The organism is Paenibacillus sp. FSL P4-0338 (genome assembly GCF_038002365.1).
In the GTDB taxonomy this organism is placed as follows: domain Bacteria; phylum Bacillota; class Bacilli; order Paenibacillales; family Paenibacillaceae; genus Paenibacillus_AQ.
The window spans coordinates 279621-292817 of record NZ_JBBOCG010000001.1 but is presented as its reverse complement, the minus strand read 5'-3'; the positions used below and the strand labels follow the sequence as shown (position 1 = coordinate 292817).

The following is a 13197-nucleotide window of genomic DNA, read 5'->3' as shown; positions in this document are numbered from 1 at the left end:
CAAGGGTAGAACACTTCCTAATTTCACACATATTTCTTATTTGGTTGTACCCTACAGGGATTACAATGGATTCAGATCATCGCTGTACGGTGTCCATCATAATTAGTAGGAGGATCAATCATGCCCAATATCTGGATGCATATTGAATTCGGTCAGCAGCTGGCCGTAGAATTCAGCAGCCGTTTTCCGTGTCTCCAGCTGCTGGAACAACAGCAGAAGCTCTACAATCTTGGCTGTCAGGGTCCGGATTTCCTGCTGTATCACAGCTTTCTCCCCTGGAGCAAGGATGCGGGGGCGCTGCATCTCGGGGATCTGATGCATTCGCGCAGCTGTGGGCCTGTACTTATAGACTTCTGGGAGTCTGCGCGAAACCTCAGCGGAGCTGAGGGGGATCAGGCACAGCTCTACTTCCTCGGCTTCCTCACCCATCATCTGCTGGACCGCAATCTCCATCCCTATATTAACTGGAAAGCGGGCTATCAATACCGCGACCATCAGCGGTTTGAGATTGATCTGGACACCTTGTTCATGGACCGGCGGCGGAACCTCAACACATGGCAGAACCCGGCTTGGTCTCTGATTGACGCCGGCTCCCGCCTGCCCGGTCCGGTTCACCGCATCCTTCACACTACTGCCCTTAAGCATTACCCGGAAGCGATGGCCCGGTTGCCTGAGGAGATCTGGCAGACCTCTTACCGCGATATGGTGCTGGCCCAGCGCTGCCTGTATGACCCGAAGGGCTGGAAGAAGGCTATCACCTGGGGACGGGCACGCCTGCTGTTCTCCCGTAAGCTTACCGCCCGCGAGGAGCTGCTGGATTATCTGAATGAGCGGCACTCCGAATGGCGGCATCCCGCACTCTATTCCGAGGTCCGCACAGAATCGGTGTGGGAGCTATGGGAGGCTGCTCTTGCGGAAGGCCGGACGGTGCTCGGAGCACTTGCCGATTGGCTGGAGAGCAAGGACCCCGCTGCGGCAAGGTGCAAGCTGGAGCAGTTCTCACAGGTGCTGGGCAACCGCTCCTACGATACCGGCAAGGATTGCAGCATGAATCTGCAGAACCAATACGCCGAGCCGATCTGGACAAGTCTCCCGGGCAGTTGACGGCGGGGGGGGGGGGGAAGTATTTGGACGGGTAAGGGATGCGAGTGCGGGACCGGATGTGGGGCAGGGAACCGGGCATCGGGAAATGGCAACGCCCCCTCATTCCCACGCAGTAGCCTAAAATAACCACAAACAGCAAAAACGCCTGGTTCCCCGGGCGCTCAGCCTAATCTATACACTAGCCTGCTATCACACAGCCTTTACAGCTTACAGCGGATCAGCATTCGGAAGAATCTCCGGCGGGGCTGGAGGAATAATCTCGGGCTGCTCCGGCGGTACGATTTCGGGATGCTTCTCCGGCACAATCTCCGGCGGGATCACAACCGGCTCCGGGAGGATATCCGGCTTCACACCCGGGACAACCTTCGGCGGAACCTCTGGCGGCAGATCTTTGCTCATCTCCTTATACCTCCTTCATTCCTGATACCTCATGTATACCCGTTCCGCTCCTCCCTTAACCTTATTGCCCTAGTCCTCTCTAGTCCCCCCTCCCCCTCCTTGGTCCTCCCTAGTCTTTCCTACTCCTCCCTACTCCTTCTACTCCTCTCTAGTCCTCCCCACTCCTCCCCACTCCTCCCCGCCCCTCCATTGTCCTCCAAATCCCCCCCTTCATGCGAGATGTTTAACCTGCGGTTGATCTACAAGTAATAGTTAGTTGTTAAGATCAAGGCAACAAGATTACTGGGAGGGATACCGATGCGTCTGGCTTTATTCACGGACACCTTTCTTCCGCAGACGAATGGCGTTGCCCGTACACTCGGCCGGCTGACCGGCCACCTGCACCGCCGGGGAATCGATCATCTGCTGTTCACGCCAAAATCAGCCCCGGAGAGCAGCTACCCCGATCCTGTCAGACCCGTTGCCAGCATCCCTTTTTTCCTCTATCCCGAGTGCAGGCTGGCCCTGCCCGGCATGTCCTCCATCCAGAGTGAACTGACTGCCTTCGCCCCCGACCTGCTCCATCTCGCCACCCCGTTCAACATCGGCTTAACCGGCCTCCGGTATGCCCGCAAGCAGCAGCTCCCCCATGTCGCCTCCTATCACCCACTTCGACCGTTACCTCGAATACTACAAAATGAGAAGAATCCTCCCGCTCTACTGGAAATACATGAAGTGGTATCACCGGTCCTGCGATGCCATCCTGGCCCCTTCCCGCGAGACCTTAACCAGCTTACGCATGGAGGGCTTTACCCGGCTGCGACTGTGGTCCAGAGGGGTGGACTGCACCTTGTACTCACCGGAGAGACGAAGCGAAGAAGTGCGGGAGCGTTACAGCAAGGGAGCAGCGCTGATGATGCTCTATGTCGGACGGATTGCCCCGGAAAAAGATCTCACCACCCTCCTTCAGGCCATGCCGCTCCTGCCGGAGTCTGTGCGTGCAGCGGTTCAGCTGGTGATTGTCGGCGATGGGCCGCTGCTGCCCGAGCTGAAATCGCAGGCACCGGACAATGTCACCTTCACCGGGGCCAGACACGGCGAAGAGCTGGCAGAGCTGTACGCCTCTGCGGATCTGTTCGTCTTCCCCTCCTGCACGGAGACCTTCGGCAACGTCGTGCTTGAAGCCATGGCGTCGGGGCTTCCCGTCATCGCCGCAGATGCTGGCGGAACCCGGGAGCTGGTGGCACCCGGTGTCACCGGCATGCTGTTCAAGCCCCGCAGCCCGGCAGCCATGGCAGAGCGGATCTGCACTTCCGCCGCCGGGCACCTGCTGCGCAGCGCAATGGGCCGCGAAGGGCGGCACCAAGCCCTCAAGCGCTCCTGGGAGCAGATTTTCGACAGACTGATTAAGGATTATGAAGAAGTCATCGAGCGCCGCAGGATCAAGAATGAAGCTGGGATTTACACCGCCTGATCCGCTGTCTGCCCGCCTATGAAGACTAAGCGTTCCCGGGACCACGGGAATGCTTTTTTCCATTGTTCACGGTTTCTCCCCATCACTCTATTGACCATTGGAATAATGACTTATATTATACACATATACAATAATCCAAAAAATGGAATTCAGTCAGGCGGTGATCCTTTGAAGCCCCTCACAACGATTCGCAGTCATCTTGAGGCTTATCTCTATTCCCAGCAGTTGTCCATCAACCAGTTCTCCATTCAGTCCGGCATTAATTCCGGCACCTTAAGCCGTATCCTTAGCGGCCAGCAGCCGATTGCCATGAATCATCTGAAATTGATTACCCGGGGCATGGAACTGCCCGAGGATCATTTCTATAGCATGTATGTCGATGAGTGCTTCTTATATTCGGCACCAACCTGGCGGCGGCTGCGCCCCTTCATCCTGAATTCGGCGGAGCTGGGGCGGCTGGACTGTATTGAGCTTGTAGCCAAAAATCTGCTGGACAACCTAACCTACGCTCCGATGCTTTTTGAAGTGGCCGAGGACCTGTTCCAGGAGCATCACTGGCAGGCGGCGGCCGTGCTCTACAAGAATATCAGCACAAGCGAGAAGTATCAGCATTCGGAGCGGCTGGCCCTCTGCCAGTACCGTTTGTTCCGCATCACCCTCGGAGACAGCCAGACACTCAACCTCCAGGCTGCTCTTTTATTCGAATGTTATCTTGAACGGCTTGAAGTGCCGGATCAGCTCGACGGGCTGAAGCATCTGATGCATGTCTATTACTCGCTGCACAAGTGGGACAAGGTGGACGCGCTGGCCCAGGAGATGCACCGTCTTGCCATGCTCAGCTACCACCATCTGCACCGGTCGCAGCGCAGGGACCGCCAGGATAAATGTCCTGAGAAGCCGGTTTTCTTCTATGCGCTGTATTCGCATCTGATGCGGGCAAGTGTGTGCGAAGAATTCCGGGACTATGAATCGGCGCTGAAATACGTAGCTCTATATATGGATAGGAGCTGGATACGCGAAAAAGGGGAAGAAACCCGGCACATTCTGGACCAATTCCAGGAGTGGGGTACGGCCAATACCCTTCTCTACCGGATGATGTCCGGCGACTATGAAGTGTTGCCTGAATATGTGGCCTATATTGCTCCGCATGCCAGTGAGATCTTTGTAGCCCTGTACCATATTATGATCTCAGCCAACCGTTTCTCCTGGAATGTCGATGAAGTGCTTGAACAGTTCCCTTCCTATATTCCTTACCGGACCAACCTGAAGGACTTCGGGGAGCTTCACAACCAGCAGATCCTGGCTGACCAGTACTCTACCTTTCTCGCGGAATTAGCCAACTATTATTTACGCAATCACCGCCTGGAAGGAATGGGCTTCCTGCTCCAAAGTCTGGAATCCTCTGCTAAAATAAAGAGTGATAGCATAATCATTAAATGTGTGAATCTGTTTGAACAATTCCGGCATCAAGCCACTGAGGAACAGACAGAACAATACAGACTTCTGATTGGAGAGGTGCAAGAATCCAATGATAAGAAAAATGATTATGCTTCTAGTTTCGTGTAGCTTGGCAGTTATAGTTTTTCACCCCTTGGGGGGTTATGAATCTGTAACAGAAGCTACTTTACAATCCGTGGTTCAGCCTATGGGTCACGGGACGGGGGACGGCTGATCCAGCAGTGGCCACACCCGAAGAAAGGATGAGAAACATGAAGATCAACCGGAGGATGTTAGTCCTCGCCGCACTCGCACTGGCTCTGGCCGGCTTCGGCCAAGCCTGCCCCGGGCGTGCAGCTCCAATTAACCTACAGTAACGGAAGCGGGTTATCAGGCATGGCCGGAGGCACTGCACAGATCAAGAACGGGGTCTCTTATATGCCGGCTAACCTGGTCACAATCATGGGACTTGAGGGCAAGTGCAATCATGCCAAGTAGAAACGGCTTTGCCGTCCTTTTAAAGGATGGTATCGTTTCAGCGAGAAATAGAAGGATAAGTTATCGTGTGCAACCTATACATTCTTAGATTTGGACAAAACTGCTGCCTTCAGCGGGTGGAACAAAAGCTTCAGTGTGAAGCTTGGTCAATCCACCGGCGTACTGGACGGGAAGAAGGTCTCCCTTGGAGGCACACCTTATATGGCTGATAAGCAGCTGTATGTGCCTGTCAAATTTGTAGTAGCGGCCCTTGAAGCCGGACCCGTAAGATGGGATGCCGCCATGAATACGATACGGGCCAATGGTCTGCATATGTACCGCGGTTATTCAGAAGTGTTCGACGGCGGAGTGTACTCCCAGTCGCTGGACAGCGGCGAGCTGTATCTGACAACGGTGCAGAACATTAAGCATAAGCTTGCTGTTCTCGGTAGAGGACTGGATGTAGTGGACTTTACTTTCGAGCGCACACCTGCCGGTCTGACACTGCTTCAAGTTGTCAACTCCTATGGCGAACCACATGTGCATGCGGAGTATTATACCTACCTGGTGAAGAACAACAATGTAATCCGCCAGGGCATACGAATATCCACACCTCCTTCGGCACAGCCCCGGTCTGGGCCGGCGATAAGCTGGTACTCAATGATGGCCGCACGCTAAGGCTCATTGAGGATGGAACCGGAGCAGTCCGCGAGACGGTAGATATACCGAAACTGCTGGGTGCCACTGTAGCCAAAGATGTCTATTATAATGTCGAAGCCGTCTACCCGGATGTTCTGCTGGTCCGCCCTACAGACACCGCATTCCTGACCCTTGTTGATCGTACTACCGGTAAGCAGACTGTGTTATACAAGCAACTGCTCAGTGCGGAGCGCCAGCGCGAGGTAGAGCAGCCCGACTCCATGTTCCCGGGGGACTATATCTACTTCACCGGACGCACAGACAATGTCTTCACCTTCAACCTTCATAGAATAGACGGCAGCCCAGACATCATCAAGACCTACACATGGCCAGGCAGCCAGAACTGAGCCGCTACACTTTACATTCGAATGAGCTCGGTTTTTCGCATACATTTTTTCGGCCACGACAAAAAACATATAAACGTCATCACAACAAACAATGACGTTTATACGCCTAACCTTTAACAACCACCAAATGAAAGACAGGGCGTCTACAAACGCCCCTGCTTTTTCATTCTCCGCTCTATTCTTCTCTGTCTTCTTCGTTCTCTTCTCCGTTTACGGTCCTTTCGGTAGAGCAGGAGATCCAGCATAACTTCGAAAAGCACCCCGAATAGCTCAGCCATACAACCCCTCTTTTCAGCGGTTTCAGCGGTTTCAGCAGTTATAGAAGTGCTGCTTCACTCCCTACGGCCGCCGCAGTCCACCCAAGCTTGCTCCTTCACTAAATACCCGCTCAATCCTCCGCTGCACCTCGGGGTCAGGAATTAACGGCGGCGCCTGATGCGGCTTCACCCGGGCGTCGATAATCACATTATCACAGGCCCAGTGCTTATGCTCTACCGTGCTGTTCACCCCATGGATGTCATGGGAAGGATTGCTGCGCGTGAAGGTCGCCCACAGGAAGTTGTTCAGCGATTCCGACATGAAGCTGCTGTCATCGCACAGAATAATCATCGGGCAGGAATCAAGCGCCCCCTGCGCTGCAATGGCAGCACTCAGAGCGGAGATTTCCTCTGCCGCCGAGGAGTAATCCCGGAACGGCTTCCCCTGCATGGCAACGATGCCCGGCATAATCATGGCCGCCGGACCCCAGCCCCGGTCTACCCGCTGAAGAACCTCAGGCACCTCCGTACACAAGCTCCGCTTCTTTTCCCCTACGGCTGCGAAGACCACCTTGCTTCCGCTGTTGATCCCGGTGCCGGAATAATCCAGCGTATCGATCGTTGTGTTCGTCTGGAAGTGAATATCGCGGCGCAGATTGATCCGCTCCAGGATGTAAGTCAGGAACCCGGCGATATCATGCGTGCTGACCGGCTTGTCCTCTTCTGCCGTGATGAACAGATATTTCGCCAGACTGAGCTGGCCGGTTCCGAGAATCCGGTTGCTGATCGTCAGCAGCTCTGCAGGCTGCTTAAGCTGCTGATACGGGGTATACCGTTCACTGCCGATCGCGAACAGCAGCGGGTGCACGCCCGCAGCATCTATCGCATGTACCTCCTTCACGCCGGGAATCTCCGAGCGGATCGCCCCGCCGGTCAGCTCATGGATGAGCTCTCCAAAGGCAGTGTCCTCCTGCGGTGGACGGCCGACCACCGTGAAGGGGAAGATGGCCCTTTTTTTGGCATAAACCTTGTGTACTCTCATCACCGGAAACGGGTGAGTCAGGCTATAATAGCCCAGATGATCGCCGAACGGCCCCTCCGGCTTCGTCTCCCCGGGATGAATCTCTCCGGTAATCACGAAGTCGGCATCGCTGCTGACGCAGAAGCCGTCTACATAGCTGTAGCGGAAATGACGCCCCGAGAGCAGCCCGGCAAAGGTCATTTCACTTAAGCCCTCCGGCAGCGGCATCACCGCCGAGAGCGTATGCGCAGGGGGACCGCCGATGAAGCAGCTGACCTTAAGCGGCTCGCCGCGTCTGTTCGCGTGGGCCTGATGAATGCCGATGCCGCGGTGAATCTGGTAATGGACGCCCACTTCCTTATTCAGCTCATATTCATTGCCGCTAAGCTGGATACGGTACATCCCCAGATTGGAGTTCATAATGCCCGGCTTATCGGGATCTTCGGAGTACACCTGCGGAAGCGTGACGAACGCCCCTCCGTCGCCCTGCCAGTGCTTAATCTGCGGAAGATCGGAGATTTGAATCTCCTCGAACCCGGCAGGCACGCCGCTGCCCTTCTTGATCGGCAGCGCTTTGCGGGCGGCAAGGCCTGTACCGATATACCTTAAAGGCTGTTTGAGCGCCTTCATGGGATTGCTGCGCAGGGCGATGACCGCCTGCGACGATTCCCACGTGTCGCGGAAGATGAACTTGCTGCGCTCGATCGTTCCGAACAGATTCGAGACCGCCCGGTACTTCGAGCCCCGGACCTTCTCGAACAGCAGAGCGGGACCGCCCGCCTCATAGACCTTCATATGTATCGCCGCCATCTCCAGATGCGGGTCCACCTCTTCATGTATGCGAATTAAATGCCCGTGCTTCTCCAGGTCAATAATACATTCTTCCATATTGCGATATGACATGCTTCTACTCCCATTCTCTCAAGAATATGAACCTCTTTATTATCAATGAGTGTGTCCGTCAGGTCAATTGCCGCCAGGGCAACCTCTCCAGTTGTCACAGATATTCTTGCCTTCTTCTGTGGAGAGCCATTATTATACTTGTAAACCGGACGGCTCCGGGCAAACATTAGGCAAGCAAAGGAGACTAACGCAATGATCATCAAAAAGGTAACCTGGCTGGAGCTCTTCTACGATCTGCTGTTTGTCGCTGCGGTCTCCAAAGCCAGCCATGTGCTGCTGCATGTAGAACACGAGACCCTGTCCCTTGAGACACTGGGCAAATTCGTACTGATCTTCATCCCGATCTGGTGGGCCTGGGTCGGCCAGACGCTCTTCGTTAACCGCTATGGTCAGGATACGGTGATGCACCGGATTTTTCTGATTATCCAGTTGTTCTTCGTATTGATTATGACAGCCAGCCTGTCCGTAGATTTCGATGCCAACTATCTGCCGTTTCTGATTGGCTACCTCGGACTCCGGATCATGACCGCGGTTCAGTATCATTACAGCCATTCCAGAGAAAGCGGGCATCTGCGGAGCACCGCCCGCTATCTGGGATCACGCTTCTGGATTGGACTTACGATTTCGGCCTGCTCCCTGTTCTTCGATTCTTGGCTCCGTTATGCGGTGCTGTATGCCGGGATTGTGCTGGATGTGCTTCTCCCGTTGACCGGACGGCGGATTCTTGTGAAGACCCCTGCCAATACCCATCATCTGCTGGAGCGCTTCTCCCTGTTCGCGTTGATCCTGCTCGGCGAATCCGTGGTCAGCATTCTCGCCGTGCTGCAATCCAGCAGCTGGACCGGAACATCTGTCGGCTTCGCTGCGCTCACCTTTGTGCTAATCATCGCTATATGGTGGCAGTATTATGACAACCTGGAGAAGAAGGTCGATATGCATATCCAGACTGCCGGGCAGACGATTATCTACGGGCATCTGTTCATTTATCTGTCGCTGTGTATGCTTGCTGCGTCAATCCAGCTATTGTTCCTGGATCAGCTTCATTATGGGCAGATGCTGAACCTGTTGTTCGGCTCCGTGCTGCTCTATTTCGCTTCCACGGCACTGGTCTTTCAGGTCTACAGGCATAAGCAGCACCAGCTGGGAATGAAGCCGCTGGCACTACTGACCCTCATTCTGGCCTGCTTCTATGTGCTTGATCTTCTAGTCCATGTACCGAATGTACTGATCATGGGCGAGCTGGCGCTGTTCTTCGCACTGTACGCCAGGATTACTGCCTGACCCGTCAGCCAGTCAGCTCTCAGGCAAGGCCAATCTATTCGCTCTGCACGCCAAGAGGCTGCACCAGAGGTCATTGCCCGCCTCAGGTACAGCCTCTTCCGGCCGTCTTACTGGCCTGTAAATTCAATCTCATCGTAATCATAATAAGCCTGGAGGATCTGCTGCCGGTCATCCTGGAAGAGCTGGTCGGCCACACCGCTGACCAGTCTCGGAATCGCATTTCGTAGGCCCGAGATGGCCGATGCCGATAACCCGCAGCTGGCCAGAGCGGAATAGTTGAACACGAATACGCCATGCAGCAGCTTGCGGCCTGCTTCATCCCGGCTCTGAAGTTCAAAGCCGGGGCTAAGATACGGGTGCGCATCCAGCAGCGGATTCGCCGATCCCACAGGCGCTGTGTACCGGTCGCTCCAGCGGGCAATATGAGTCTCCACCTGCCGCAGCTCCGGCCGCAGGGCAGGATCGCTGAGCAGGCCCGTGCTGACGATCAGATAGTCGAAGCTGAACTCTCCGGCGGGCGTAGTCACCACCGCCTGCTCCCCTGAAGCCTCCACCTTCAGCCACGGCGAGCCGAGGTGCAGCTGGAAGCCGGGCCATGCCGCTGCGCGGCGGAAGGTATCGCTCGTCGGCGGCTGATTATACTGGAAGAAATGCGAGATGACCGCATATTTGTCCGCATCCGCCAGGGTATGGAACCGCTCAATCATGCCCGAGCCCTCCATCTGGCGGATCGGGTTCACCCCCGGAAGCTGCGTCCGGCGGACGAAGACCTGGGCCTCAGCCGCTCCCTCCTGAAGCGCGTAATTGGCATTGTCGAAGGCGGACGCCCCGCCGCCGAGAATCCCCACCCGCTTGCCGCGAAGGGCAGCGAAGTCAATCTGCCGGGAGGTATGGGCGTACAGGTGCTCCGGCAGATGATCTGCAATCATCGGCGGAACATGCCACTGCCCTCCGCCTTGAATGCCGGTAGCCAGCACCACCTTACGGGCCAGCAGTGTTTCGGCCTGCGCACCCGCTCTTGTAACCTGAAGGCGGTAGATTCCATCGTCACCAGGCTCGACCAGCATTAGCCGCACCTCGTTACGTACCGGCAGCTTCAGAATCTGCCGGTACCAGCGCAGATACTCCATCCACTGCCCGCGCGGGATTTTATCCACCTCACTCCAGGCCTCCGCCCCATGCTGAGCCACCCACCAGGAACGGAAGGTCAGCGACGGGATGCCGAGATCAATCGAGGTCAGAGCTTTGGGCGTACGCAGCGTCACCATCCGGGCATAGGTCTCCCAAGGCCCCTCCAGCCCGTCACGATTCTCGTCGATAATCAGCAGATTCGAGATCCGTTCACGCAGTAATCCAAAAGCCGCACCAAGCCCGCTCTGGCCCCCGCCCACAATCACGACATCATAGACATGGCCTTCATCATGCTCCACAGGGCGAACCCAGTCCGCGCCGCCATAGGCGAGGTAAGAGAGATCCGTGTTCACACGTTCATTCAAGGCTTCCAGGCTCATCATTCCTCAGACCTTTCCGGGGCATCTTCAGCTCATAGCTGCTGCTCACTTTGCATTCTATTCCATAATCCCTGATATACATCTATGGCGATATTATATAGGGTATGCCCCCGCTTTTGAATATCGATGGAAGGTTTATTGTCATAAGAGCTGAATTCAGTGGACGGGATTGTACATTAAGCCAACATTTCAACGTCAGCTCCCCTTAACGCTTGACAAATGGAATATTATCTTACGCGTATCAGCAAAAAAGAGCCGTCCCCATCAGCTCAAGCTCCGTGCTCTCAATGATAAGCTGCGTCAGCAAACTGCTCGATTTCCTGCTCTATATCCAGCCCGCCAACTTCCTGATCATTCCGGTGATCCTCTATAGTATCTATTATTTCAGACACACTAAGACAACAGCGCGCCCTCAATGAATCCGGGCGCGCTGTTGTTAGTTAGAAGCGTGCTACAAAAAACTCGCGGTTCGACGGGACGAACTTCTGTGTGCGCTGCACATTATCCGCATCGATAATCCGGAGCGTGTAGCTGACCGTTGTCAGCGTACTGATCGTATTGAACTGGGCGACGCCGAATTCATCGAATTGAGCCGTGATCACAGTGCCGGAGCTCCGGGTCAGTGTAGCCTTCCAGTCCTGCGTTTCATATGGGACATTGTTATTGTTCACGGCAAGCACGATGAAATTATTAAGCACCTGTCTGATCCGCCGTCTCTTGGGTCTTACTACCGCCGCTGCTCTTGCTTTTTTAGCCATCAGTTGACGTTTTGCCAGCAATGCCTTCTTCTCTGATTCTTTCATTTGCTTCACCACTTTCTATTGGAATACAGTAGTAAATGCAAGAGAAGAATCAGCCGAAACGCGTTATTGCCTGTTATTTGCATAAATGTATCGCTGTACTCATTCCTGGTTTCGTACCCACGAGGCAGCTGGCCGCATACACTGCTTCATAGAGGTGATTACATTATGAAGAGTAAACCATCATGGGCCAGGCGTCACGCCGCCAAGCTCAATCGGCCCCTAAAGCATAAGATCCGCAGAGCTTATTCCACTGTTGCTACAAAAGCAGCTATACCGGTGATCATACAGTTCAGACAACCGCTTACTCCGGCGCGGCTCCGCGAACTAAGGAAGCATCTGGGACGGCATGTCCTCCCGGTCAAGCATCATCTGCGGCTTCATCAGGCCGTGGCTTCACAGGTATCCCTGAAATGTCTGGAGTATGTATGCCGCTGGAACGGAGTCCATAAAGTCTATCTGGACGGCATTAAGAAAGCTACGCTCAACATTGCAACTCCATCCATAGGCGCTACAGCAGTTAGACGTTCAAGAGGGCTTACCGGCAAAGGCATCAACATCGCTGTGCTCGATACCGGAGTCTATCCGCATCCCGACCTGACCCGGCCGGTGAACCGCATTCTGGCGTTCAAGGATTATATCAATCACCGGAAATGCCCGTATGATGACAACGGACACGGCACGCATATCACCGGGGATGCCGCCGGTAACGGCTGGTCCAGCCGGGGCAAGTACCGGGGACCCGCGCCGGAAGCGGGAATTGTCGGAATCAAGGTGCTCGATAAGTATGGGGACGGCTATGACTCCACCATTATCAAGGCCATTGAATACTGCATTACCCACCGCAAAAAGCTGAGGCTGCGCATCCTCTCCATGTCCTTCGGCGGACCGGTGGCTCCGCATATCAAGGATGACCTTCTCGTTCAGGCCGTTGAAAAAGCCGTCAAAGCCGGCCTCACCGTAGTCATCGCCGCCGGCAATGCCGGCCCTAGGCGCCGGACCATTGAGTCCCCAGGGATCAGCCCCTCCGCGATCACCGTCGGTGCTGTCAATGACCGCCGGACGCTGACGCAGAAGGATGACCGGATCGCTGTCTATTCCAGCCGCGGGCCCGCCCCCGGCGGCAGAGTGAAGCCGGATCTGGTCGCCCCCGGCGATTCAGTGATCTCGCTGCGCGCCCCCGGCTCCCAGCTGGTCCGTGAATTGCCGCGCAATAAGGTCGGCAAGCGGTATTTCAAGCTGTCCGGCACCAGCATCTCCACGCCCATCGTGTCCGGTGCCGCCGCACAGCTGCTCCAGCTTGCGCCTTGTCTTACGCCGCGCCAGGTGAAGCTCTTGCTGAAGCGTAACGCCTTCCCTCTCCGCCTGAAGCCTAATACCGGCGGAAGCGGGGAGATCGACGTACGATTCCTGAAACGGCGCTGCTCCCCCAAGAAACCCCACAAAGTGAGACTTTAGCTCCCCAAAACAAAATAACCGGTACAGTAACCGCTCCTTATTCTTCGGGG

11 protein-coding genes and 1 pseudogene are annotated in these 13197 nt (G+C 55.3%); 8 read left to right on the top strand and 4 right to left on the bottom strand.

The window, feature by feature from the left end:
- The first annotated feature begins 120 nt into the window (after nt 1-120).
- Nucleotides 121-1104 (top strand): zinc dependent phospholipase C family protein, encoded by a 984-nt coding sequence (locus MKZ07_RS01195; protein ID WP_036702487.1) that lies wholly within the window; start codon nt 121-123, stop codon nt 1102-1104.
- A 207-nt stretch (nt 1105-1311) separates the two neighbouring features.
- Here MKZ07_RS01195 and MKZ07_RS01190 read toward each other — a convergent pair whose 3' ends face one another.
- The gene (locus tag MKZ07_RS01190) at nt 1312-1503 is read right to left on the bottom strand and encodes a hypothetical protein (RefSeq protein ID WP_036702507.1); all 192 of its coding nucleotides are present in this window, start codon (nt 1501-1503) and stop codon (nt 1312-1314) included.
- 297 nt (nt 1504-1800) lie between these two features.
- Here MKZ07_RS01190 and MKZ07_RS33495 point away from each other — a divergent pair.
- From MKZ07_RS33495 to MKZ07_RS01165, 5 genes and pseudogenes are all read left to right on the top strand, one after another.
- Nucleotides 1801-2272: pseudogene (locus MKZ07_RS33495) on the top strand (glycosyltransferase); the annotation flags it as partial.
- 9 nt (nt 2273-2281) lie between these two features.
- Nucleotides 2282-2956, top strand: coding sequence for a glycosyltransferase (locus MKZ07_RS01180; RefSeq protein WP_445670297.1), 675 nt, complete (start codon nt 2282-2284; stop codon nt 2954-2956).
- A 168-nt stretch (nt 2957-3124) separates the two neighbouring features.
- Nucleotides 3125-4522: a hypothetical protein gene (locus tag MKZ07_RS01175; protein WP_036695947.1), complete on the top strand. Its 1398-nt coding sequence runs from the start codon at nt 3125-3127 to the stop codon at nt 4520-4522.
- A gap of 459 nt (nt 4523-4981) precedes the next feature.
- Nucleotides 4982-5548: a stalk domain-containing protein gene (locus tag MKZ07_RS01170; RefSeq protein WP_036695944.1), complete on the top strand. Its 567-nt coding sequence runs from the start codon at nt 4982-4984 to the stop codon at nt 5546-5548.
- Nucleotides 5549-5730: 182 nt separating this feature from the next.
- Nucleotides 5731-5916 carry a hypothetical protein gene (locus tag MKZ07_RS01165; protein ID WP_036695943.1) on the top strand — a complete coding sequence of 62 codons (186 nt, stop codon included), beginning with the start codon at nt 5731-5733 and terminating at the stop codon, nt 5914-5916.
- A 339-nt stretch (nt 5917-6255) separates the two neighbouring features.
- Here MKZ07_RS01165 and MKZ07_RS01160 read toward each other — a convergent pair whose 3' ends face one another.
- Nucleotides 6256-8097 (bottom strand): UbiD family decarboxylase, encoded by a 1842-nt coding sequence (locus MKZ07_RS01160; protein ID WP_341024044.1) that lies wholly within the window; start codon nt 8095-8097, stop codon nt 6256-6258.
- A gap of 192 nt (nt 8098-8289) precedes the next feature.
- On the opposite strand from MKZ07_RS01160, the gene MKZ07_RS01155 reads away from it, so the two are divergent.
- The gene (locus MKZ07_RS01155; RefSeq protein ID WP_341024042.1) at nt 8290-9378 is read left to right on the top strand and encodes a low temperature requirement protein A; all 1089 of its coding nucleotides are present in this window, start codon (nt 8290-8292) and stop codon (nt 9376-9378) included.
- A 107-nt stretch (nt 9379-9485) separates the two neighbouring features.
- Here the strand turns inward: MKZ07_RS01155 and MKZ07_RS01150 are convergent, their stop codons facing one another.
- Together MKZ07_RS01150 and MKZ07_RS01145 are read right to left on the bottom strand one after the other, a co-directional pair.
- Entirely contained in the window at nt 9486-10889 is a 1404-nt protein-coding gene (locus MKZ07_RS01150; RefSeq protein ID WP_036695983.1) for an NAD(P)-binding domain-containing protein, read from the bottom strand.
- Between the two features lie 440 nt (nt 10890-11329).
- On the bottom strand, nt 11330-11692 hold the full coding sequence (locus tag MKZ07_RS01145) for a hypothetical protein (RefSeq protein ID WP_051493645.1): 363 nt from the start codon (nt 11690-11692) through the stop codon (nt 11330-11332).
- Between the two features lie 165 nt (nt 11693-11857).
- Here MKZ07_RS01145 and MKZ07_RS01140 point away from each other — a divergent pair, with 165 nt between their 5' ends.
- A complete protein-coding gene (locus MKZ07_RS01140; RefSeq protein WP_076154833.1) occupies nt 11858-13147 on the top strand; it encodes a S8 family peptidase in 1290 nt (429 codons plus the stop codon).
- The last annotated feature ends 50 nt before the right edge of the window (nt 13148-13197 follow it).